We start from the raw sequence: 21,237 nt of genomic DNA on the forward strand, positions 1-21,237 counted from the left end.
AGGGTAATCCTGTGCCGGCCTCTTCGCGGGTGAACCCGCTCCCACAGGAGCGCCACATGATTCAAACCCTGTGGAAATACTGTGGGAGCGGGTTTACCCGCGAAGAGGCCGTTACAGGCAACAAAAACCTCACTGCCCGGCCGCAGTCTCCTGCACACCCTTGAACCACTTCTGCTCAAGCTCGGCAGTGCGCCCGCTATCTTTCAAGCGCTGCAGCGCATTGTTCACCGCACTTTCAAACGCCGGGTTGTCCTTCTGGAACGGAATCACCCGTTTCTTCTCGCCAAACGGCTGGCTCGCATCGAGTGGGCCGTCACCTTTGGGCGCGTCGCTCGACGAGGTAAGCGCGATGTCGTACTTGCCGCTCTCGACACCCGGCAACACCTCGGCTTGCGTGGCTTCGACAAATTCGGCGCGCAGGTCCAGCTCCTTGGCCAGGTCCTGGCCAAACTCGATGTCGAAACCCGTCAGGTGGTCGTCTTGCTTGAACGCGTACGGCTGGTTGTCGGCCTGTACGGCAATGCGCAGTTCGCCCCGGTCGGCGATTTCGTCGATCAGCTCCGCCTGGGCCAATGGACTGATCAGTACTGCCAGCAGTACCCCTATGGTCGAACGCATGAATGCCCCTTTTCTTTTAGCAGATGAATAACTTTCGTCACGGCTTTCTTCCTCGCCGTGATCGAGCGCAGCCTATGACCTTGAAGCCTCGGCATTGTTTAACCCTGACTGAAATATTTCTGTCAGGCAATGTGAACACCTTGGCGCATATTTCAACTAAGGTGAACTACCGCTGCCGCTGGACTGATGGCGGCGGTCAACAAGTGAATCACAGGAGAAGTGAATGAACAGCCTATTTTCGCGTGCTGCCGTTGCCGGTCTGCTGATGGGAGCGTCGGTGTTCGCCAGTGCCGCAGACGCCCTGAAGAGCCAGGAGCCGCCCAAGGAGGCCAAGGTCTTCATCGTTTCCCCCGCCGATGGTGCAACGGTCGACAAGACCTTCACCGTCAAGTTCGGCATCGAGGGCATGGGCCTGAAGCCTGCCGGTGACCAGACCCCGCACACCGGGCACCACCACTTGCTGGTGGATGTGGACAAAGAGCCAGTCGCCGACATGCCGCTGCCGACCAGCCTGATGCCAGAGGCCGGCACCGCACTGCCAGCCGGGCCGCAGGTGCTGCACTTCGGCAAGGCACAGACCGAAACCAGCATTACCCTGACCCCGGGCAAGCACACCCTGCAACTGGTGCTGGGTGACCAGTATCATGTGCCGTTCAAGCCTAGTGTCGAGTCGCAGAAGATTACTGTCGACGTGAAATAAGTGTTGGATTCTTCGCGGGTGAACCCGCTCCCACAGGGCCCCCGCAGATTTTGAATCCTGTGGCGATCCTGTAGGAGCGGGTTTACCCGCGAAGCAGGCGACGCCGATTTCACCGGCAAAAAAAAGGGAGGCCACCAGGGCCTCCCTTTTTCATGCAGCAAGCAAACTTAGAACAGTACGCGGGAACGGATGGTGCCCTTGACCTGTTGCAGCTTCTCTTGCGCCAGGTCCGAGTATTCGGCGTCAACGTCGATGACCACGTAGCCGACTTTCTCGTTGGTCTGCAGGAACTGACCGGAGATGTTGATACCGTTCTCGGCGAACACCTTGTTGATCTCGCTGAGCACGCCCGGGATGTTTTCGTGAATGTGCAGCAGGCGGTGCTTGCCCGGGTGCGCCGGCAGGGCCACTTCCGGGAAGTTGACCGAAGACACCGAGGTACCGTTGTCGCTGTACTTGACCAGCTTCTCGGCCACTTCCAGGCCGATGTTGGCCTGGGCTTCGGCGGTGGAACCACCGATGTGCGGGGTCAGGATCACGTTGTCCAGGCCGCGCAGCGGGCTTTCGAACTCTTCGTCGTTGGAGCGCGGCTCGACCGGGAACACGTCGATGGCGGCGCCGATCAGGTGCTTGTCCTTGATCGCGGCGGCCAGGTGGTCCAGCTCGACTACGGTGCCACGGGCGGCGTTGATCAGGATCGCGCCCTTCTTCATGGCACGGATTTCCTTCTCGCCAATCATCCACTGAGTGGACGGCAGCTCAGGTACGTGCAGCGACACGATGTCGGCCAGGCCCAGCAGCTCGTTCAGGCTGGTGACCTGCACGGCGTTGCCCAGTGGCAGCTTGGTCAGCGGGTCGTAGAAGTACACCTGCATGCCCAGGTTCTCGGCCAGGACCGACAGCTGGGTACCGATCGAGCCGTAGCCGACGATGCCCAGTTTCTTGCCACGGATCTCGAACGAGTTGGCCGCGCTCTTGATCCAGCCGCCACGGTGGCAGGAAGCGTTTTTCTCAGGGATGCCGCGCAGCAGCAGGATGGCTTCGGCCAGTACCAGCTCGGCAACCGAACGGGTGTTGGAGTACGGCGCGTTGAACACGGCGATACCGCGCTCGCGGGCCGCTTCCAGGTCAACCTGGTTGGTGCCGATGCAGAAGCAGCCAACAGCGACCAGTTTCTTGGCGCAGTCGAAGATCTCTTCGGTGAGCTGGGTGCGCGAACGGATGCCGATGAAGTGGGCATCGGCGATCTTTTCCTTCAGCTCGGCTTCCGGCAACGAACCAGTGAGGTATTCGATGTTGGTGTAGCCGGCGGCCTTGAGGGTATCGACCGCGTTCTGGTGCACACCTTCAAGAAGAAGGAACCGGATCTTGCTCTTGTCGAGAGAAGTCTTGCTCATCTGCGTAAACCTGTATCCCGGAGAAAAAATGGCGAGGGGTGATGCCAGGCGCGAGGGCAGCCTTAGCATGAACAGCGGGAGGGCTATGCTAGCATACGCGACACAATCTGAGCTTATCCCGACAGGTGAAGAGTGCTCAGGGTGACTATGAATAAGTCGAGAGTTCCAGCGATGACCCACCCCGCTGTTATTGAAGAACTGATGACCCTTGTCGACCCTGGCAAGGTCCTGACTGACGCGGCTTCACTCGAAGCCTATGGCAAGGACTGGACCAAGCATTACCCGCCGGCGCCCAGCGCCATTGTGCTGCCCAAGACCGTGGAGCAGGTGCAGGCCATCGTGCGCTGGGCCAATGCGCACAAGGTAGCGCTGGTGCCATCTGGCGGGCGTACCGGCCTTTCTGCTGGCGCCGTGGCGGCCAATGGCGAGGTGGTGGTCGCCTTCGACTACATGAACCAGATTCTCGACTTCAACGCCTTCGACCGCACCGTGGTCTGCCAGCCGGGGGTAATCACCCGCCAGCTGCAAAGCTATGCCGAAGATCAGGGCCTTTATTACCCGGTGGACTTCGCCTCCAGCGGCTCCAGCCAGATAGGCGGCAACATCGGCACCAATGCCGGCGGGATCAAGGTGATTCGCTACGGCATGACCCGCAACTGGGTGGCCGGGCTGAAAGTGGTCACCGGCAAGGGCGAGCTGCTGGAGCTGAACCGGGACCTGATCAAGAACGCCACCGGCTACGACCTGCGCCAGCTGTTCATCGGCGCCGAAGGCACCCTGGGGTTCGTGGTCGAGGCCACCATGCGCCTGGATCGCGCACCGCGCAACCTTACCGCCATGGTGCTGGGCACGCCGGACTTCGACTCGATCATGCCGGTGCTGCACGCTTTCCAGGGCAAGCTGGACCTGACCGCCTTCGAGTTCTTCTCTGACAAGGGGCTGGCCAAGATCATGGGCCGTGGCGATGTGCCGGCGCCGTTCGCGACCGACTGCCCGTTCTATGCGCTGCTGGAGTTCGAGGCCAGCACTGAAGAGGTGGCCAACGAGGCTCTGGCCACCTTCGAGCACTGTGTCGAGCAGGGCTGGGTGCTGGATGGGGTGATGAGCCAGAGCGAAACCCAGCTGAAAAACCTGTGGAAGCTGCGCGAATACCTGTCGGAAACCATCTCGCACTGGACCCCGTACAAGAACGACATTTCTGTCACGGTTTCAAAAGTGCCGGCATTCCTGCGCGATATCGACGCCATCGTTGCCGAGCATTACCCGGATTACGAAGTGGTGTGGTACGGCCATATCGGCGACGGCAACCTGCACCTGAACATCCTCAAGCCCGAGCACATGAGCAAGGACGACTTCTTTGCCTCGTGTGCCAAGGTCAACAAATGGGTGTTCGAGATCGTCGAGCGCTACAACGGCTCGATCTCCGCAGAGCATGGCGTGGGCATGACCAAGCGCGACTACCTGGGCTACAGCCGCTCGGCCGAAGAAATTGCATGCATGAAGGCAATAAAGGCCGTGTTCGACCCTAACGGCATCATGAATCCGGGTAAGATCTTCGCTCCTGAACAAAAGCAGTAATCAAAGGAGTCGGCCATGAGTTACCAGCACCAGTACGTAGACGGCACACGCATTCACTTCCCGCTGGGCAAGGTGGTGTGCATCGGCCGTAACTATGCCGAGCATGCCAAGGAACTGGACAACCCGATCCCCACCGAGCCGCTGCTGTTCATCAAACCGGGCAGCTGCGTGGTGCCGGCCGAAGGCGGCTTCAAGATCCCGGCCGAGCGCGGCTCGGTGCACTACGAGGCGGAAATTGCGGTGCTGCTGGGCAAGCCGCTGTCGACCCATCCGACCGAAGAAGAGGTGCTGGACGCCATTTCCGGCTACGCCCCTGCGCTGGACCTGACCTTGCGCGATGTGCAGGCCAAGCTGAAAGAGAAGGGCCTGCCGTGGGAGCTGGCCAAGAGCTTTGACGGCGCTTGCGTGTTGCCGCCATTCGTCTCGGCCGGCAGCTTCGAGGATGTCACCGACATCCCGGTACGCCTGACCGTCAACGGCGAAGTGCGCCAGGACGGCAACAGCGCAATGATGCTCAACCCGATCGTGCCGATGATTCAGTACATGGCCGCGCATTTCTCGCTCCAGGCGGGGGATGTGGTCCTGACCGGTACGCCGGCGGGCGTGGGACCGTTCAATGTGGGGGACGAGCTGGTGCTCGAGCTGCCGGGTGTGAGCCGTTTCGAAAGCCGGGTGCTCTGAGCCCGAACCGCGTCGCCTTCTTCGCGGGTAAACCCGCTCCCACAGGTTTACTTACAGGCTTGGGGGCTGTGGTGATCCTGTGGGAGCGGGTTCACCCGCGAAGAGGCCAGACCTGTTTACCGATTTTTCACACCCGATCCGGATAATGCGCGCACCTACGCCCATTTCCCCAGGACCCCCGCATGCCAACACCCTCCAGCGCCCCGGCAACTCCCAAGCGTCGTTTCTACCTGCGCTGGCCCTTCGGCCTGGCCGTGGCGGCGGTGATTGCTTATGGCGTATCCGTGGCCATGCACTGGGATGACCGTGGCGAGCTGTGGATAAAGGAAAGCCTGGAAAGCACCGCCCAGCGCAGTGAAAGCGTGTGGCTGCCGGACTACCAGGTCGATATCGATGCCAAACCGTTGCCGGGCATGGACGATGACGAAGCCTCCGACGTGGCCTTCAACCCGCGCACCCGTACCCTGTTTGCGGTGATGGGCAAGAACCCGTTCCTGGTCGAGCTGAACCTGGATGGCGAGGTGCTACGCAAGATCCCGCTCAACGGCTGGAACAACCCGGAAGGCATCGCCGTGCTGGAAGACGACTACCTGGCAATCACCGACGAGCGCCTGCACGACCTGACGTTGGTCAAGGTGGATGCACACACGACCGCACTCAACCACGCTGATTTCAAAAGCTACGACCTGGGCCCGTCGGTCAAAAGCAACAAAGGTTTCGAAGGCGTGGCCTGGGACCCGCTGCGCCAGCGCCTGATCATCGGCGAGGAGCGCCCGCCCAAGCTGTATACCTGGAACACTGACGGCCGCAGCCCGCTCAAGGGTGACAAGCAGCCGTTGCCCAGCGATGAACTCGACCTGCGCAACCTATCTGCGCTGGGTGTAGACCCGCGCACCGGCCACCTGCTGGTGCTGTCCGCCGACTCCAACATGCTGCTGGAACTGGACGAGCAGGGTCAGCAGGTCAGCTTCATGACCTTGCTGGGCGGGTTCAACGGCCTTGAACACACCATCCCGCGTGCCGAAGGGGTGGCCATGGACGACAAGGGCAACCTGTACATGGTCAGCGAGCCGGCGCTGTTTTATCGCTTCAAGAAGAACTGACAGCATCTTCAGAATTGCCTGACGCTGGCATTAAGCTTTGCTTCAGTCATTAATGGTTAGATTCGCCACCCCTGTGTCGAGTCTGTCTTCATGCGCCGTTTCGTTCGTTTCTCTCTTGTTGTGGCCGCTGTCGGCCTGTTCCTGCTTGGCTGGGCCGGGCAGGAGTTCCGGCTGTTCGAGCGTGGCTGGTTCAACCTCAAGACCTGGTGGCAGCCGGCCGAGCAGAGCATTGGCCTGGACCGCTACCGGGTGGTGCTGGAAGCGCAGCCGGTCGAGGGGCTGGATGACGACCTGTCGGCGCTGACCTACGACCCCGACCGCAAGACCCTGTTCACCGTCACCAATGCCCGCTCGGAGCTGATCGAGCTGTCGCTGAACGGGCGCATCCTGCGCCGCGTGCCGCTGACCGGCTTTGGTGACCCGGAGGCGGTGGAGTATGTGGGGCCAAACAATTACGTGATTACCGACGAGCGCCAGCAGCGGCTGATCCGCGTGCGCCTGGACGACGACACGCTGTTCCTCGATGCCGGTGACGCCGAGCAGCTCAGCCTGGGCATTGGCCTGAACGGCAACAAAGGTTTCGAGGGGCTGGCCTACGATTCGGCGGGCAAGCGCCTGTTTGTGGCCAAGGAACGTGACCCGATGCTGATCTATGAGGTGCACGGCTTCCCGCATGACAACCCTGACAAGCCCTATGCCGTGCATGTGGTGCAGGACCGCAAACGTGATTCACGGTTGTTTGTGCGGGACTTGTCGAGTTTGCAGTTCGATGAACGCAGCGGGCATTTGCTGGCGCTTTCGGACGAGTCGCGGCTGGTGCTGGAGCTGGACGTGGAGGGGCGGCCGCTGAGTACCTTGTCGTTGCGCAAGGGTTTCCAGGGGTTGCAGGCGACGGTGCCGCAGGCGGAGGGGATTGCGATGGATGAAGCAGGGACCATTTACCTGGTCAGTGAGCCGAACCTGTTCTATGTGTTCAAGCAAGTAGCAGATTGATCGCCTGTCAGGGCCTATTCGCGGGTGAACCCGCTCCCACAGATATCTCTACAGGCTTCAGGCCGGTGGAGACCCCTGTGGGAGCGGGTTTACCCGCGAAGGGGTTTACTCGGCCTTCAGGCTCTTCACGCCCTCAGCAGTACCCAGCAACAGCAGATCCGCCGGCCGCGCCGCGAACAGGCCGTTGGTCACCACGCCAACAATGGCGTTGATCTGCGCTTCCAGCTCCACCGGGTTGGTGATCTGCAGGTTGTACACATCGAGGATCACGTTGCCGTTGTCGGTGACCACACCCTCGCGGTACACCGGGTCGCCGCCCAGCTTGACCAGCTGGCGCGCCACATGGCTGCGGGCCATCGGAATCACCTCGACCGGCAGCGGGAAGGCGCCCAGCACCGGTACCAGCTTGCTGCCGTCGGCGATGCAGATGAAGGTCTTGGCCACCGCCGCTACGATCTTCTCGCGGGTCAGGGCTGCGCCGCCGCCCTTGATCAGGTTCAGGTGCGCGTCGCTTTCGTCGGCGCCGTCCACGTAGAATTCCAGCTCGCTGACGCCGTTCAGCTCGTAGACCGGGATGCCATGGCCCTTCAGGCGCTGGGCCGTGGCTTCGGAGCTGGCGACGGCGCCGTCGAAGGCAGTCTTGTGCTGAGCCAGGGCGTCGATGAAGAAGTTGGCGGTCGAACCGGTACCGACGCCGACAACGCTCTTTTCATCCAGCTTGGGCAGAATGAAGTCGACAGCGGCCTGGGCGACGGCCTGTTTGAGTTGGTCCTGGGTCATGCGGGCTCCGGAAGGGGCAGGGCGGTTTCAAAGTTGCCTAGTATAACGGCTCGCACGGCTTTGCTGTGGTCGCCCGACGTAGCGCTGGGGTAGACTCCCAGCCCTTGTCCCGCGGCCCAGTGATGCTTTCCCGATGCTCGAACAGTACGTCAAGAAGATCCTCACCTCGCGCGTCTATGACGTTGCCGTCGAAACCCCGTTGCAGAGCGCCGGGCAGCTGAGCAAGCGCCTGGGCAACCAGATTCTGCTCAAGCGCGAAGACCTGCAGCCGGTGTTCTCGTTCAAGATCCGCGGGGCGTACAACAAGCTGGCACAGCTGAGCCCGGACGAACTGGCCCGCGGCGTGGTCACCGCCTCGGCCGGCAACCACGCCCAGGGCCTGGCCCTGGCGGCGCGCGAAATGGGCATCAAGGCCACCATCGTGATGCCCAAGACCACCCCGGAAATCAAGGTCGAAGGCGTGCGTTCGCGCGGTGGCAAGGTGGTGCTGCATGGCGACTCGTTCCCCGAGGCACTGGCTTACTCGCTGAAGCTGGTCGACGAAAAGGGCTTTGTCTACGTCCACCCCTACGACGACCCGCATACCATCGCCGGGCAGGGCACCGTGGCCATGGAAATCCTGCGTCAGCACCCTGGCCAGTTGGACGCGATCTTCGTACCGGTGGGTGGTGGCGGCCTGATTGCCGGCATTGCCGCCTACGTGAAGTACTTGCGCCCGGAAATCAAGGTCATCGGCGTCGAGCCGGACGACTCCAACTGCCTGCAAGCGGCCATGGCCGCCGGTGAGCGCGTGGTGTTGCCGCAGGTCGGGCTGTTCGCCGATGGTGTGGCGGTAGCGCAGATCGGTCAGCACACCTTTGACATCTGCCGCCACCATGTGGATGAAGTGGTTACTGTCAGCACCGACGAGATTTGCGCCGCAATCAAGGATATCTACGACGATACCCGCTCGATCACCGAACCTGCCGGCGCCTTGGGCGTGGCAGGTATCAAGAAGTACGTCGAGTTGTATGGCGTTACCGGTCAGACTCTGGTGGCCATCGATTCTGGCGCCAACGTCAACTTCGACCGCCTGCGCCATGTGGCTGAGCGTGCCGAGCTGGGTGAAAAGCGCGAGGCGATCATTGCCGTGACCATCCCCGAGCGCCCGGGCAGTTTCAAGGCGTTCTGCGAGGCCATCGGCAAGCGCCAGATCACCGAGTTCAACTACCGCAAGCACACCTCGGACGAGGCGCACATCTTCGTTGGTGTGCAGACCCACCCGGAAAACGACCCGCGTGCTGCGCTGGTGCAGAGCCTGAGCGAGCAGGGCTTCCCGGTTACCGACCTGACCGACAACGAGTTGGCCAAGCTGCACATTCGCCACATGGTCGGCGGCCATTCGGCCGGTGCCAGCGATGAAATGGTGCTGCGCTTCGAATTCCCCGAGCGGCCGGGGGCGTTGTTCAACTTCCTCAACAAGCTGGGTGGGCGCTGGAATATCTCGATGTTCCATTACCGCAACCATGGCGCGGCTGACGGGCGCGTGGTGGCAGGGCTGCAGGTGCCGGAGGAGGAGCGCCACCTGGTGCCGGCGGCGCTGGCCAAGATTGGTTACCCGTACTGGGATGAAACCGAGAACCCGGCTTACAAGCTGTTCCTGGGCTGAGAAGCTAAGCTGGGGCTGAGGGCCTATTCGCGGGTGAACCCGCTCCCACAGGGACCGCACAGGTTCCGACGCCTGTGGAGATCCTGTGGGAGCGGGTTTACCCGCGAAGAAGCCAATGCCGAATGGCCTGCTCAAGGACAACAGAGACATGGAACACCTGACCACCCTGAAAACCCTGCACATCATCGCCACTGCGCTCCTGCTGCTTGGCGCCCTGGGCCTGGCGATCTGGACCGTACGTGCCCGCCGCCAGGGCGATGCCCAGGCCTATGCCAAGCTGCTGAGCCGGCCGCTGGTGTTCGTCTGGCTGGTGATGGGCCTGTGCCTGGTGAGCATGCCGTTCACCGGCTGGTGGCTGGTACACCTGGTCGGTTGGCCACTTGGGCAGACCTGGGTGCTGGCTTCCAGCGTCATTTATACGCTTGGCGCGTTTGCCGTGTGGTGGCTGCTGGTGCGGCTGAACCGGCTGCGCAAGGCTGAGGTGGTGGGGTTGCGCTTTACCCTGGCATTGGCGGTGTTCAGCGGGGTTTGCTTCCTGTCGATTGCCGGGCTGATGGGGGCCAAGCCGGTCTGACAGTCTGAGGTTGCCTGTGCCGGCCCTTTCGCGGGTAAACCCGCTCCCACAGGGACCGCACCAGGCCTGAGGGCTGCGCCGTACCTGTGGGAGCGGGTTTACCTGCGAAAGGGCCAGCACAGGAAAGCCTCAATCCCTCAGCGAAACCACCGGCCACCCACGCTTCCCAGCCTCCACCCGCAGGTTTGGGTCAGGGTCCACCGCCACCGCATGCGTCACCCGCTCAAGCAACGGCAAATCATTCATCGAGTCGCTATAAAAGTAGCTGTCCTCAAGATCAAAGCCGTTCTCCAGCATCCAGCGCTCCAGCCGCGTCACCTTGCCTTCACGGAAGCACGGTATATCGGTACTACGCCCGGTATAGCGGCCATCGCGCATCTCACACTCGGTCGCCAGCAACACCCGCACGCCCAAACGCTTGGCGATCGGCGCAGTGACGAAGCGGTTGGTGGCGGTAATGATCACCAACTGGTCACCCGCCTCGCGGTGTTGCTGCAGCAAGGCCAGGGCCTTGGGCAGGATGATCGGCTCGATGCAGTCGCGCATGAAGTCGCGGTGCCATTCGTCGAGCTGCGCCCTGGGCGTCGCCGCCAGGATTTCCATGGAAAAGGCCAGGTAGGCCTGCAGGTCCAGGGTGCCATTGAGGTAGTCCTGGTAGAAGCCATCATTGCGCTGCTTGTAGGCAACCGGGTCAAGAATGCCACGCTCGCAAAGGTAATCACCCCAGGCATGGTCGCTGTCGCCACCGAGGAGGGTATTGTCCAGGTCGAATAAAGCCAGGCGCATCGCGGTCACTCGCATCAGCCACAGGGTAGGCCCGCAGAATACGGAGTTTTCACGCAGCTGCACATAAGCTTGGCGGGCGCGTTGCTGCGCTCGCAAGCTTTGTGGAACAATGCGGTGACATGCGTTTGCGAGGTTGCTGCCGTGATCGACCCGGATGGTTTTCGCCCCAATGTCGGGATCATTCTCACGAATGATGCCGGGCAGGTGCTATGGGCTCGACGGATCAACCAGGATGCCTGGCAGTTCCCCCAGGGTGGTATCAACCCTGACGAGACGCCGGAAGATGCCCTGTACCGCGAGCTGAACGAAGAAGTTGGCCTTGAACGCGATGATGTGGAAATTCTTGCCTGCACCCGTGGCTGGTTGCGTTATCGTTTACCCCAGCGCCTGGTCCGTACCCACAGCCAGCCGCTGTGCATCGGCCAGAAGCAGAAGTGGTTCCTGCTGCGCCTGGTCAGCAACGAACAACGGGTGCGGATGGACCTGACCGGCAAGCCGGAATTCGACGGCTGGCGCTGGGTGAGCTATTGGTACCCGCTGGGCCAGGTTGTGACATTCAAGCGCGAGGTGTACCGGCGCGCCCTGAAAGAGCTAGCACCGCGTCTGCTGACGCGCGACTGACGACGGAGTTCGACCCCGAGCCATGCTCAATACGCTGCGCAAGATCGTCCAGGAAGTAAACTCCGCCAAAGATCTCAAGTCGGCGTTGGGGATCATTGTCTTGCGCGTCAAGGAGGCCATGGGCAGCCAGGTCTGCTCGGTCTACCTGCTCGACCCGGAAACCAACCGCTTCGTGCTGATGGCCACCGAAGGCCTGAACAAGCGTTCCATCGGCAAGGTCAGCATGGCCCCCAACGAAGGCCTGGTCGGCCTGGTCGGTACCCGGGAAGAGCCGCTGAACCTGGAAAACGCCGCCGATCACCCGCGTTACCGCTACTTTGCCGAAACCGGCGAAGAGAAATTCGCCTCTTTCCTCGGTGCGCCGATCATCCACCACCGCCGCGTGGTCGGGGTGCTGGTCATCCAGCAGAAAGAGCGCCGCCAGTTCGATGAGGGCGAAGAAGCCTTCCTGGTCACCATGAGCGCCCAGCTCGCCGGGGTTATCGCCCACGCCGAGGCCACCGGTTCGATCCGTGGCCTGGGCCGCCAGGGCAAGGGTATCCAGGAGGCGCGTTTCGTGGGTGTGCCGGGCTCGCCGGGTGCCGCCGTGGGCCGCGCGGTGGTGATGCTGCCACCGGCCGACCTCGAAGTGGTCCCGGACAAGACCGTCGATGACATCGACGCCGAACTGAAGCTGTTCGAGAACGCCCTCGAAGGCGTGCGTGCCGACATGCGCAAGCTGTCGGCCAAGCTGGCCACCCAGTTGCGCCCGGAAGAGCGCGCGCTGTTCGATGTGTACCTGATGATGCTTGAAGATGCGGCCCTTGGCGGCGAGGTGACCGAGGTCATCAAGACCGGCCAATGGGCCCAGGGCGCCCTGCGCCAGGTGGTGGGCGAACACGTCAACCGCTTCGAGCTGATGGACGATGACTACCTGCGTGAGCGGGCCTCCGACGTGAAGGACCTGGGCCGGCGTTTGCTGGCCTACCTGCAGGAAGCCCGCTCGCAGTCGCTGGTGTATGCCGATAACACCATCCTGGTCAGTGAAGAGCTGACCCCGGCCATGCTCGGCGAAGTGCCGGAAGGCAAGCTGGTCGGCCTGGTCTCGGTACTGGGCTCGGGCAACTCCCACGTCGCCATCCTCGCTCGCGCCATGGGCATCCCCACGGTGATGGGCCTGGTGGACCTGCCGTATTCCAAGGTCGACGGCATCGAGCTGATCGTCGACGGCTACAAGGGCGAAGTGTTCACCAACCCCAGCGAAGTGCTGCGCAAGCAGTACAGCGAAGTGGTCGAGGAAGAACGCCAGCTGGCTCAAGGCCTGGATGCCCTGCGCGAGCTGCCTTGCGTTACCCCGGACGGCCACCGCATGCCGCTGTGGGTCAACACCGGCCTGCTCGCCGATGTGGCCCGTGCCCAGCAGCGCGGCGCTGAGGGTGTAGGCCTGTACCGCACCGAAGTGCCGTTCATGATCCAGCAGCGCTTCCCCAGCGAGAAGGAGCAGCTGGCGATCTACCGCGAGCAACTGGCTTCGTTCCACCCGCTGCCGGTGACCATGCGCACCCTCGACATCGGTGGCGACAAGGCGCTGTCGTACTTCCCGATCAAGGAAGAAAACCCGTTCCTCGGCTGGCGCGGCATTCGCGTCACCCTCGACCACCCGGAAATCTTCCTGGTGCAGACCCGTGCCATGCTCAAGGCCAGCGAGGGTTTGAACAACCTGCGCATCCTGCTGCCGATGATTTCCGGCATCCACGAACTGGAAGAAGCGCTGCACCTGATCCACCGCGCCTGGGGCGAAGTGCGTGACGAAGGTACCGACGTGCCGATGCCACCGGTGGGCGTGATGGTGGAAATCCCGGCGGCTGTGTACCAGACCAAGGAACTGGCGCGGCAGGTGGACTTCCTCTCGGTTGGTTCCAACGACCTGACCCAGTACCTGCTGGCGGTAGACCGCAACAACCCGCGGGTCGCCGACCTGTACGACTACCTGCACCCGGCGGTGCTGCAGGCGCTGAACACCGTGGTGCGCGATGCGCATGGCGAAGGCAAGCCGGTAAGCATCTGCGGCGAGATGGCCGGTGACCCGGCGGCGGCGATCCTGTTGATGGCGATGGGCTTCGACAGCCTGTCGATGAACGCCACCAACCTGCCGAAGGTGAAGTGGATGCTGCGCCAGGTGAACATGAGCAAGGCCAAGGAGCTGTTGGTCGACGCCTTGAGCCATGACAACCCGCAGGTTATCCACAGCTCGCTGCAGCTGGCTCTGAAGAATCTTGGGTTGGCGCGGATGATTGGGCCTGGGGCCAATAAAACCCTTTGAGGGTGATGTTGCCTGTGCGGGCCTATTCGCGGGTAAACCCGCTCCTACATGGGATTGCGTAAGCCAGATGTGGCGCGATCCCTTGTAGGAGCGGGTTCACCCGCGAATAGGCCAGCACAGGCAACATCAAAAGTTCAGACTACCAACTCAACTTCCCCCAAATGCCCACCAAATGGCCCAAAACTGCGCTCGATCAGCCGCCTTCTGCCCTGATCATCCACAATCAGCACAGTACTCGCCCGCGTCCCATAATTCTGGCTGGCAATAAACACACTCGACAGCAGCTTCTCGGTCGCCACCCCCACGCCTGTCTCCGGTAGCTCCCCGTCAGCCGCCGGCTCGCCATCGGCCAGCAAGGCCAGCAACCGCTGCGGCTCCGGCGTCTCCAGCAACCCCTCCAGCCCGCTTCGCGCCTTCACCAGCTTCGGCCATGGCGTATCCAGCCCGGCATTGGACAGCCCGTAGACCCCGGCCTCCAGCAAGCGCGGCGCCACTTCTCGGCCATGCAGATAACCCAGCTGCCGCCCATCACCCACCAGCAGGTTGAACCCCGAATACTGCCCGCTGCGGCTGGCCACCTGGTCCAGGTAAGCCTCAACCCCCAGCTCACCCCGCAGATACGCCGCCACCAGTTCGCCCCGCGAGCGCGGCCCCAGCGCCTGCCCCGGGTCACGAATGTTGGTCAGCGCCGCAAAGCGCCCCTGTGGGCCGACGCCCAGCCAGGTGCCACCGGCTTCCAGGTCGCGCCCTGCATGCACCCCGGGCGTATCTTCCCAGGCTGCCAGGGCCTGGGTAGGGCGGGCGTAGAACTCGTCGCGGTTGGCCGCCACGATCAGCGGCAGGACATGCCCCGGCCGCCAGGCGAATACGATCAGGCACATCGGTTGAGCCTCTGTGTTTTCTGTCACTGTACCCACAGCCGCGGGGCGGATCCATCCTGACACAGACTTCACTAGAGCCGCGAACCCAGCTTCCGTTACCATGCCGGATTGATTTCTCGGGGAAGCCGAATGGAATTCGTGCTCTATCTGCTGTTGGGCGCTTGTGCCGGTGTACTGGCCGGGCTGTTCGGCGTGGGCGGCGGCATCATCATCGTGCCGGTGCTGGTGTTCAGCTTCACCCTGCAGGGCTTCGACGCCTCGGTGCTGACCCACCTGGCGGTCGGCACGTCCCTGGCAACCATCGTCTTTACCTCGATCAACGCCGTGCTCGAGCACCACCGCAAGGGGGCGGTGCAATGGCCGATCTTTGCCTGGATGACGCTCGGGATCCTGCTGGGGGCCGGTGTTGGCGCCAAGACCGCCTCGCTGATCCAGGGGCCGTTGCTGCAGAAGATCATCGGCGTGTTCGCCCTGGTCATCGCCGCGCAGATGGCCCTGGACCTCAAACCCAAGGCCAGCCGTGGCATTCCCGGCAAGCCCGCGCTGATCGGCGCCGGCGGGGTGATCGGTTGGGCCTCGGCCATTTTCGGCATCGGTGGCGGTTCGCTGACCGTACCGTTCCTGACTTCGCGCAGCCTGCCCATGCAGCAGGCAGTGGCCACGTCTTCGGCCTGTGGCCTGCCGATTGCCATGGCCAGTGCCCTGAGTTTCATGCTGCTGGGCTGGCACGAGGAGCACCTGCCCGCCAACAGCCTGGGTTACGTGTACTTGCCGGCGCTGGTCGGCATTGCCGTGACCAGCATGTTTTTTGCCCGTTTTGGCGCGCGCCTGGCGCACAAGCTGTCGCCGCGTCTGTTGAAACGCCTGTTCGCAGCCCTGCTGTTCTGTGTCGGCCTCAGCTTTTTGATTTGAATCGAGAGGAAGTTCCATGCTGCCTTACCCGCAGATAGACCCCGTGGCCGTGGCCATCGGGCCGCTGAAAATCCATTGGTACGGCCTGATGTACCTGATCGGCATCGGTGGCGCCTGGCTGCTGGCCTCGCGCCGGCTGAACCGCTTTGATCCTACCTGGAGCCGCGAAAAACTGTCCGACCTGGTGTTCTGGCTGTCGATGGGGGTAATCGTCGGTGGCCGTTTAGGCTATGTGCTGTTCTACGACCTGCACGCCTACCTGGCCAACCCGACACTGATCTTCGAGGTGTGGAAGGGCGGTATGTCGTTCCACGGCGGCTTCATTGGCGTGATGCTGGCGGCGTTGTGGTTTGGCAAGCGCAACAACAAGTCGTTCTTCGAACTGATGGACTTCGTCGCCCCGCTGGTGCCGATCGGCCTGGGTGCCGGGCGGATCGGCAACTTCATCAACGCCGAGCTGTGGGGCAAGCCTACCGACGTGCCATGGGCGATGATCTTCCCGCCGTTCAGCGACCCGGCGCAGCTGCCGCGCCACCCGTCGCAGCTGTACCAGTTCGCTTTGGAAGGCGTGGCGCTGTTCGTCATCCTCTGGCTGTTCTCGCGCAAGCCGCGGCCGACCATGGCGGTTTCCGGCATGTTTGCGCTGTTCTACGGCATCTTCCGCTTCATCGTCGAATTCGTCCGTGTGCCGGACGCGCAGCTGGGTTACATCGCCTGGGGCTGGCTGACCATGGGTCAGATTCTCTGCGTGCCGATGATCCTCGCTGGCCTTGGCCTGATCTGGTGGGCTTATAATCGCAAGCCTACGGCGAAACCCGCCTGATTAATCCCACGGCAGGGGCGATCCCCCTGCTGTTTTTGCTACAGGTAAGCCATGAAACAGTATCTGGACCTGGTCCGCGACGTTATCGAAAACGGCACGCTGCAGGGCAACCGCACCGGCATCCGTACCATCAGCCTGCCGGGCGCGATGCTGCGCTTCGACCTGCAGAAGGGCTTTCCGGCCATTACCACGCGCAAGCTGGCGTTCAAGTCGGCGATCGGCGAAATGGTCGGTTTCCTGCGGGGTGTGAACAACGCCGGTGAATTCCGCGAGCTGGGCTGCAAGGTGTGGGACCAGAACGCCAACGAAAACGCCCAGTGGCTGGCCAACCCGTTCCGCAAGGGCCATGACGACCTCGGCGAAATCTATGGCGTGCAATGGCGCCAGTGGCCGGGCTACAAGCGCATCCCGCTGAGCAACCCGGCGGCCATCGAAATGGCCGAAAATGCGGGCTTCCGCCGTATTGCCCAGGACGAAGAGGACGGCGTCGCGTTCGTCATCCTGTACAAGGCCATCGACCAGGTGCGCCAGTGCCTGGACACCATCGCCAACGACCCGGGCAGCCGCCGTATCCTGTTCCACGGCTGGAACTGCGCGCAGCTGGACGAAATGGCCCTGCCGCCGTGCCACCTGCTGTATCAGTTCCACCCGAATGTCGAGACCAAGGAAATTTCCCTGACTCTCTACATCCGCTCCAACGACCTGGGCCTGGGCACGCCGTTCAACCTCACCGAAGGCGCGGCGCTGCTGTCGCTGTTCGGCCGCCTGACCGGTTACACCCCGCGCTGGTTCACCTACTTCATCGGCGATGCCCATGTGTATGAAAACCACCTGGACATGCTCAACGAGCAGCTCAAGCGCGAGCCGCTGGAAGCGCCGAAGCTGGTGATCAGCGACCGTGTGCCGGCGTTTGCCGAGACCGGGAAGTACGAGCCGGAGTGGCTGGAGAAGATCGAGCCGGGTGATTTCTGGCTGGAAGGGTATGAGCACCATGCGCCGATGACGGCGCCGATGGCGGTCTGACAGCTCTCTGTTGTATGTACTGGCCTCTTCGCGGGTGAACCCGCTCCCACAGGTATAGCGTCGCCTTCAGATGCGGTGCGGTCCCTGTGGGAGCGGGTTCACCCGCGAAGCTTTTGGCTCAATGCCCATGACTACGCCCCACATGCGAATGCTCGGTATCCGGCACCGATACCGCCCCGTTCGTCTCCAGTTGCTGCAAGATCGCGCACTCCGAGCCCTGCGCATTGCAGCGCCGCCGCAGCTCCACCAGCTGCTCCTGCAACGCCACCAGCCCATCGATCCGTGCCTGCACATGCTCGATATGCTCGTCGATCAGCGCATTGACGCTGCCACACGAATCATCCGGGCTGTCGCGCAGGCGCAGCAGGCTGCGGATTTCGTCCAGGGTCATGTCCAGCGTGCGGCAGTTGCGGATGAAGGTCAGTCGTTCCACATGGGCCTGGGTGTATAGCCGGTAGTTGCCCTCGCTGCGCGCCGGTTCCGGCAGCAGGTTTTCCCGCTCGTAATAACGGATGGTTTCCACCGCGCAGTCGGTGGCTTTGGCCAGTTCTCCGATCTTCATCACGAAATCTCTCGCTAATGGCTTGACCCTATAGTGGCTACAGGGTGTTCACTTGGCAACAGGCTCAATTTAAGGATGACCCCATGAACCAGCCTGTCAGCCACGAACACAAGCACACGCACGATCACGCCCATGGCGATGAAGACCATGGCCATGCCAGCCACGGTCACAGCTGCTGCAGTTCCAAAGCTGCGCCCTCTCTGGTGCAACTGAGCGAAACGGCCAGTGCGCAGGCGCAGCTCAGCCGTTTCCGCATCGACGCCATGGACTGCCCCACCGAGCAGACCCTGATCCAGGACAAGCTGGGCAAGCTGGCCGGCATCGAGCAGTTGGAGTTCAACCTGATCAACCGGGTGCTGGGTGTACGCCATACGCTGGAGGGTACCGCTGACATCGAGCGGGCCATCGACAGCCTGGGCATGAAGGCCGAGCCAATGGGTGCCGAGGACGACGGCAGTGCCAGCACGCCACAACCAGCCAAGACTCGCTGGTGGCCGCTGGTATTGTCCGGTATTGCCGCGATCGCCGCCGAAATCGTGCACTTCTCTGCACTCGCACCTGAGTGGGTGGTGGCGGTCCTGGCTCTTGCGGCGATCCTCGGCTGCGGCCTGGGCACCTACAAGAAGGGCTGGATTGCCCTGAAAAACCGCAACCTCAACATCAACGCGCTGATGAGTATCGCCGTTACCGGCGCGGTACTGATTGGCCAGTGGCCGGAAGCGGCCATGGTCATGGTGCTGTTCACCGTTGCCGAGCTGATCGAGGCCCGTTCGCTGGACCGTGCACGCAACGCCATCAGCGGGCTGATGCAGTTGACCCCGGACATGGCCACGGTGCAGCAGGCCGATGGCCAGTGGCGCGACGTGGAGGTGCGGGAGGTGGCCATCGGCGCGCGGGTAAGGGTACGCCCAGGTGAACGCATTGGCCTGGACGGTGAGGTGACCGGTGGGCAATCCAGCGTCGATCAGGCGCCGATTACCGGCGAAAGCCTGCCTGTGGAAAAGGCCGTGGGTGACAAGCTGTTCGCCGGCACCATCAACCAGGCGGGCGCTCTGGAGTTCCGCGTCACCGCCGCTGCCGGGCAATCGACCCTGGCGCGGATCATCAAGGCCGTCGAAGAAGCGCAAGGTGCGCGGGCACCGACCCAGCGCTTCGTCGACCGTTTCTCGCGTATCTACACCCCGGTGGTATTCGCCATTGCCCTGGCCGTGGCGGTCATTGCGCCGCTGTTCATGGCCGGCGCCTGGTTCGACTGGGTCTATCGCGCCCTGGTGCTGCTGGTGGTGGCTTGCCCGTGTGCTTTGGTGATCTCGACGCCGGTAACCATCGTCAGTGGCCTGGCCGCCGCAGCGCGCAAAGGTATCCTGATCAAGGGGGGCGTGTACTTGGAAGGCGGCCGGCATCTGGACTTCCTGGCCTTGGACAAGACCGGCACCATCACCCATGGCAAGCCGGTGCAGACTGATGCAAAAGTGCTGGAGCCGCTGTTCGAGGGCCGTGCGCAGGCCTTGGCCGCCAGCCTGGGCGAACGTTCGGACCACCCGGTTTCCCGTGCCATTGCCCGGTTCGGCAAGGCGCAGGGCCTGGCCTTGAGCGAGGTTGATGACTTTGCGGCCTTGGCCGGCCGTGGCGTGCGCGGCAGTATCGGCGGTGAGGTCTATCACCTGGGCAACCATCGCCTGGTCGAGGAGCTGGGGCTGTGCTCGCCCGAGCTGGAGGCCCAACTGGATGCGCTGGAGCGTCAGGGCAAGACCGTCGTCCTGCTGCTCGACCGCAGCGGCCCTCTGGCGCTGTTCGCCGTGGCCGACACGGTCAAGGACAGCAGCCGCCAGGCCATCGCCGAGCTGCATGAGCTGGGTATCAAGACTGTCATGCTGACCGGTGACAATCCGCACACCGCCCAAGCCATTGCAGCAGTGGTGGGCATCGACCGCGCCGAGGGCAACTTGCTGCCGGCCGACAAGCTGAAAGCCATTGAAGCCCTGTACGCTCAGGGCCATCGGGTGGGCATGGTCGGTGACGGCATCAACGATGCGCCAGCGCTGGCCCGGGCCGAGATCGGCTTTGCCATGGCGGCGGCCGGTACCGACACCGCCATCGAGACGGCCGACGTGGCGTTGATGGACGACGACTTGCGGAAAATCCCGGCCTTCGTCAGGCTGTCGCGCCAAAGTGCGGCGATCCTGATGCAGAACATCGTTCTGGCGTTGGGCATCAAGGCGATATTCTTGGCGATTACCTTTGCCGGCATGGCCACCCTGTGGATGGCGGTGTTCGCCGACATGGGCGTGAGCCTGCTGGTGGTGTTCAACGGTCTGCGCCTGCTGCGCAAATGAGGTCATGCAATGCTCAGTGCCGAGCTCAAAGCCTTCTACATGGTGGCCCGCCTGGGCAGCATCACCCTGGCGGCGAAGAAGCTCGGGCTCAGCCAGCCCACGGTGACTACGCAGATCCGCAACCTGGAAAGCCAGTATGCGGTAGAGCTGTTCTACCGTGGCGGGCGGCGCCTGGTGCTGAGCGAGGAGGGTGTGCGCCTGCTGCCGATGGTCAAGGCACTGCTGCAGCAGGAGGCCGACATTGAATTCGAGCTGCGCAACAGCGGCCAGGCCCAAGGTAGCCTGCGCATTGCAGCCACCGCGCCTTACTACATTCTCGACCTGGTAAAGATCTACCGCGAACGCCTGCCGCAGGTGGAAGTGGCGGTGGAGATCGGCAACTCGCAGCAGGTGCTGGAAATGCTCGAGGATTACCGGGTGGATATCGCGGCCTCGTCGCAACTGCTGGAAGACGCGCGGCTGGTGCGGCGGGTGCTGGGGACGGACCCGCTCGTGGTGGCGGTACACCGTAATCATCCGCTGGCTCATCGGCAGGCAGTGTCGATCGAGGTGGTGGCCGGGCATTGCCTGCTGATGCGCGAAAAGGGCTCGACCACACGCAAGCTGACCGAGCAGATGATGCAGGAGGCCGGGGTCAAGGCCGGGGCGCTGCTGGAAATCGGCAGCCGCGAGTCGATCCGCGAGGCGGTGCTACGCAATATCGGCATCAGCGTGATTGCCCGGCACGAGGTGCCGCATAACCCCGAGCTGCGGGTGCTGGCGCTGGAGAATGCGCCGGTGATGCATGAGTACCTGTATTGCCTGAAAGAGCGGCGCCAGGCCCGGTTGCCAGCGGCATTTCTGGGGGTGGCGCAGGAAGTGGCCGGTTCGCACTTCTAGATTTGTGTGGGCTTCTTCGCGGGTGAACCCGCTCCTACAT

Annotated in this window: 20 protein-coding genes; 14 read left to right on the top strand and 6 right to left on the bottom strand. The window is 62.8% G+C overall.

From position 1 onward, the window contains the following. Positions 1-129: 129 nt before the first annotated feature. Positions 130-618, bottom strand: a complete 489-nt coding sequence (locus tag IAE39_RS08590) for a substrate-binding periplasmic protein (RefSeq protein WP_201201244.1) — start codon at positions 616-618, stop codon at positions 130-132. Between the two features lie 223 nt (positions 619-841). Between IAE39_RS08590 and IAE39_RS08595 the strand changes: the two genes are divergently transcribed. Further along, positions 842-1,318 carry a DUF4399 domain-containing protein gene (locus IAE39_RS08595; protein WP_201201246.1) on the top strand — a complete coding sequence of 159 codons (477 nt, stop codon included), beginning with the start codon at positions 842-844 and terminating at the stop codon, positions 1,316-1,318. Between the two features lie 167 nt (positions 1,319-1,485). Here IAE39_RS08595 and serA read toward each other — a convergent pair whose 3' ends face one another. Then, positions 1,486-2,715 carry a phosphoglycerate dehydrogenase gene (gene serA, locus IAE39_RS08600; protein ID WP_016489694.1) on the bottom strand — a complete coding sequence of 410 codons (1,230 nt, stop codon included), beginning with the start codon at positions 2,713-2,715 and terminating at the stop codon, positions 1,486-1,488. A 171-nt stretch (positions 2,716-2,886) separates the two neighbouring features. Here serA and IAE39_RS08605 point away from each other — a divergent pair, with 171 nt between their 5' ends. The 4 genes from IAE39_RS08605 (at position 2,887) to IAE39_RS08620 (ending at position 7,070) form a co-directional block, all read left to right on the top strand. Further along, positions 2,887-4,293 carry an FAD-binding oxidoreductase gene (locus tag IAE39_RS08605; protein ID WP_201201248.1) on the top strand — a complete coding sequence of 469 codons (1,407 nt, stop codon included), beginning with the start codon at positions 2,887-2,889 and terminating at the stop codon, positions 4,291-4,293. A 15-nt stretch (positions 4,294-4,308) separates the two neighbouring features. After that, positions 4,309-4,974: a fumarylacetoacetate hydrolase family protein gene (locus tag IAE39_RS08610; RefSeq protein WP_201201250.1), complete on the top strand. Its 666-nt coding sequence runs from the start codon at positions 4,309-4,311 to the stop codon at positions 4,972-4,974. Between the two features lie 182 nt (positions 4,975-5,156). After that, positions 5,157-6,077, top strand: a complete 921-nt coding sequence (locus IAE39_RS08615; protein ID WP_201201252.1) for an SdiA-regulated domain-containing protein — start codon at positions 5,157-5,159, stop codon at positions 6,075-6,077. A gap of 90 nt (positions 6,078-6,167) precedes the next feature. Beyond that, positions 6,168-7,070 carry an SdiA-regulated domain-containing protein gene (locus IAE39_RS08620; RefSeq protein WP_201201254.1) on the top strand — a complete coding sequence of 301 codons (903 nt, stop codon included), beginning with the start codon at positions 6,168-6,170 and terminating at the stop codon, positions 7,068-7,070. 105 nt (positions 7,071-7,175) lie between these two features. Here the strand turns inward: IAE39_RS08620 and rpiA are convergent, their stop codons facing one another. Further along, the gene (gene rpiA / locus IAE39_RS08625) at positions 7,176-7,850 is read right to left on the bottom strand and encodes a ribose-5-phosphate isomerase RpiA (RefSeq protein WP_201201256.1); all 675 of its coding nucleotides are present in this window, start codon (positions 7,848-7,850) and stop codon (positions 7,176-7,178) included. A 133-nt stretch (positions 7,851-7,983) separates the two neighbouring features. Between rpiA and ilvA the strand changes: the two genes are divergently transcribed. Next, entirely contained in the window at positions 7,984-9,498 is a 1,515-nt protein-coding gene (ilvA, locus tag IAE39_RS08630; RefSeq protein WP_201201258.1) for a threonine ammonia-lyase, biosynthetic, read from the top strand. Positions 9,499-9,646: 148 nt separating this feature from the next. Next, positions 9,647-10,072: a DUF2269 domain-containing protein gene (locus IAE39_RS08635; protein WP_201201260.1), complete on the top strand. Its 426-nt coding sequence runs from the start codon at positions 9,647-9,649 to the stop codon at positions 10,070-10,072. Positions 10,073-10,201: 129 nt separating this feature from the next. Here the strand turns inward: IAE39_RS08635 and IAE39_RS08640 are convergent, their stop codons facing one another. Continuing rightward, complete coding sequence (locus IAE39_RS08640) at positions 10,202-10,858, bottom strand: HAD family hydrolase (protein ID WP_201201262.1); 657 nt, start codon at positions 10,856-10,858, stop codon at positions 10,202-10,204. Between the two features lie 141 nt (positions 10,859-10,999). Between IAE39_RS08640 and IAE39_RS08645 the strand changes: the two genes are divergently transcribed. Beyond that, on the top strand, positions 11,000-11,479 hold the full coding sequence (locus IAE39_RS08645; protein ID WP_003249017.1) for an RNA pyrophosphohydrolase: 480 nt from the start codon (positions 11,000-11,002) through the stop codon (positions 11,477-11,479). Positions 11,480-11,501: 22 nt separating this feature from the next. Further along, positions 11,502-13,781, top strand: coding sequence for a phosphoenolpyruvate--protein phosphotransferase (ptsP, locus tag IAE39_RS08650; protein WP_201201264.1), 2,280 nt, complete (start codon positions 11,502-11,504; stop codon positions 13,779-13,781). A gap of 134 nt (positions 13,782-13,915) precedes the next feature. Here the strand turns inward: ptsP and IAE39_RS08655 are convergent, their stop codons facing one another. Next, entirely contained in the window at positions 13,916-14,662 is a 747-nt protein-coding gene (locus IAE39_RS08655) for an NRDE family protein (protein ID WP_201201268.1), read from the bottom strand. A 129-nt stretch (positions 14,663-14,791) separates the two neighbouring features. On the opposite strand from IAE39_RS08655, the gene IAE39_RS08660 reads away from it, so the two are divergent. From IAE39_RS08660 to IAE39_RS08670, 3 genes are read left to right on the top strand one after another with little or no spacing between them, the layout of a single operon-like run. Next, the gene (locus IAE39_RS08660) at positions 14,792-15,574 is read left to right on the top strand and encodes a sulfite exporter TauE/SafE family protein (protein WP_201201270.1); all 783 of its coding nucleotides are present in this window, start codon (positions 14,792-14,794) and stop codon (positions 15,572-15,574) included. A gap of 16 nt (positions 15,575-15,590) precedes the next feature. Beyond that, on the top strand, positions 15,591-16,397 hold the full coding sequence (lgt, locus tag IAE39_RS08665) for a prolipoprotein diacylglyceryl transferase (protein ID WP_201201272.1): 807 nt from the start codon (positions 15,591-15,593) through the stop codon (positions 16,395-16,397). 51 nt (positions 16,398-16,448) lie between these two features. Further along, positions 16,449-17,420 (top strand): thymidylate synthase, encoded by a 972-nt coding sequence (locus tag IAE39_RS08670; RefSeq protein ID WP_201201274.1) that lies wholly within the window; start codon positions 16,449-16,451, stop codon positions 17,418-17,420. A 118-nt stretch (positions 17,421-17,538) separates the two neighbouring features. Here the strand turns inward: IAE39_RS08670 and cadR are convergent, their stop codons facing one another. After that, the gene (gene cadR / locus IAE39_RS08675) at positions 17,539-17,982 is read right to left on the bottom strand and encodes a cadmium resistance transcriptional regulator CadR (protein ID WP_201201371.1); all 444 of its coding nucleotides are present in this window, start codon (positions 17,980-17,982) and stop codon (positions 17,539-17,541) included. Positions 17,983-18,065: 83 nt separating this feature from the next. Between cadR and IAE39_RS08680 the strand changes: the two genes are divergently transcribed. After that, positions 18,066-20,318: a heavy metal translocating P-type ATPase gene (locus IAE39_RS08680; protein WP_201201276.1), complete on the top strand. Its 2,253-nt coding sequence runs from the start codon at positions 18,066-18,068 to the stop codon at positions 20,316-20,318. Between the two features lie 9 nt (positions 20,319-20,327). After that, positions 20,328-21,197, top strand: coding sequence for a LysR family transcriptional regulator (locus IAE39_RS08685; RefSeq protein WP_201201278.1), 870 nt, complete (start codon positions 20,328-20,330; stop codon positions 21,195-21,197). Positions 21,198-21,237 lie beyond the last annotated feature (40 nt).

Origin of the sequence: Pseudomonas sp. S37 (assembly GCF_016658545.1) — a bacterium.
Lineage (GTDB): Bacteria > Pseudomonadota > Gammaproteobacteria > Pseudomonadales > Pseudomonadaceae > Aquipseudomonas.

Excerpts from the sequence above, each read along its gene's own strand:
- cadR (WP_201201371.1), bottom strand. The coding sequence starts at position 17,982 with ATGAAGATCGGAGAACTGGCCAAAGCCACCGACTGCGCGGTGGAAACC.
- IAE39_RS08620 (WP_201201254.1), top strand. The coding sequence starts at position 6,168 with ATGCGCCGTTTCGTTCGTTTCTCTCTTGTTGTGGCCGCTGTCGGCCTG.
- ilvA (WP_201201258.1), top strand. The coding sequence starts at position 7,984 with ATGCTCGAACAGTACGTCAAGAAGATCCTCACCTCGCGCGTCTATGAC.
- IAE39_RS08605 (WP_201201248.1), top strand. The coding sequence starts at position 2,887 with ATGACCCACCCCGCTGTTATTGAAGAACTGATGACCCTTGTCGACCCT.
- IAE39_RS08670 (WP_201201274.1), top strand. The coding sequence starts at position 16,449 with ATGAAACAGTATCTGGACCTGGTCCGCGACGTTATCGAAAACGGCACG.
- serA (WP_016489694.1), bottom strand. The coding sequence starts at position 2,715 with ATGAGCAAGACTTCTCTCGACAAGAGCAAGATCCGGTTCCTTCTTCTT.
- rpiA (WP_201201256.1), bottom strand. The coding sequence starts at position 7,850 with ATGACCCAGGACCAACTCAAACAGGCCGTCGCCCAGGCCGCTGTCGAC.
- lgt (WP_201201272.1), top strand. The coding sequence starts at position 15,591 with ATGCTGCCTTACCCGCAGATAGACCCCGTGGCCGTGGCCATCGGGCCG.
- IAE39_RS08660 (WP_201201270.1), top strand. The coding sequence starts at position 14,792 with ATGGAATTCGTGCTCTATCTGCTGTTGGGCGCTTGTGCCGGTGTACTG.
- IAE39_RS08680 (WP_201201276.1), top strand. The coding sequence starts at position 18,066 with ATGAACCAGCCTGTCAGCCACGAACACAAGCACACGCACGATCACGCC.
- IAE39_RS08640 (WP_201201262.1), bottom strand. The coding sequence starts at position 10,858 with ATGCGCCTGGCTTTATTCGACCTGGACAATACCCTCCTCGGTGGCGAC.
- IAE39_RS08655 (WP_201201268.1), bottom strand. The coding sequence starts at position 14,662 with ATGTGCCTGATCGTATTCGCCTGGCGGCCGGGGCATGTCCTGCCGCTG.
- ptsP (WP_201201264.1), top strand. The coding sequence starts at position 11,502 with ATGCTCAATACGCTGCGCAAGATCGTCCAGGAAGTAAACTCCGCCAAA.
- IAE39_RS08590 (WP_201201244.1), bottom strand. The coding sequence starts at position 618 with ATGCGTTCGACCATAGGGGTACTGCTGGCAGTACTGATCAGTCCATTG.
- IAE39_RS08635 (WP_201201260.1), top strand. The coding sequence starts at position 9,647 with ATGGAACACCTGACCACCCTGAAAACCCTGCACATCATCGCCACTGCG.
- IAE39_RS08595 (WP_201201246.1), top strand. The coding sequence starts at position 842 with ATGAACAGCCTATTTTCGCGTGCTGCCGTTGCCGGTCTGCTGATGGGA.
- IAE39_RS08615 (WP_201201252.1), top strand. The coding sequence starts at position 5,157 with ATGCCAACACCCTCCAGCGCCCCGGCAACTCCCAAGCGTCGTTTCTAC.
- IAE39_RS08610 (WP_201201250.1), top strand. The coding sequence starts at position 4,309 with ATGAGTTACCAGCACCAGTACGTAGACGGCACACGCATTCACTTCCCG.
- IAE39_RS08685 (WP_201201278.1), top strand. The coding sequence starts at position 20,328 with ATGCTCAGTGCCGAGCTCAAAGCCTTCTACATGGTGGCCCGCCTGGGC.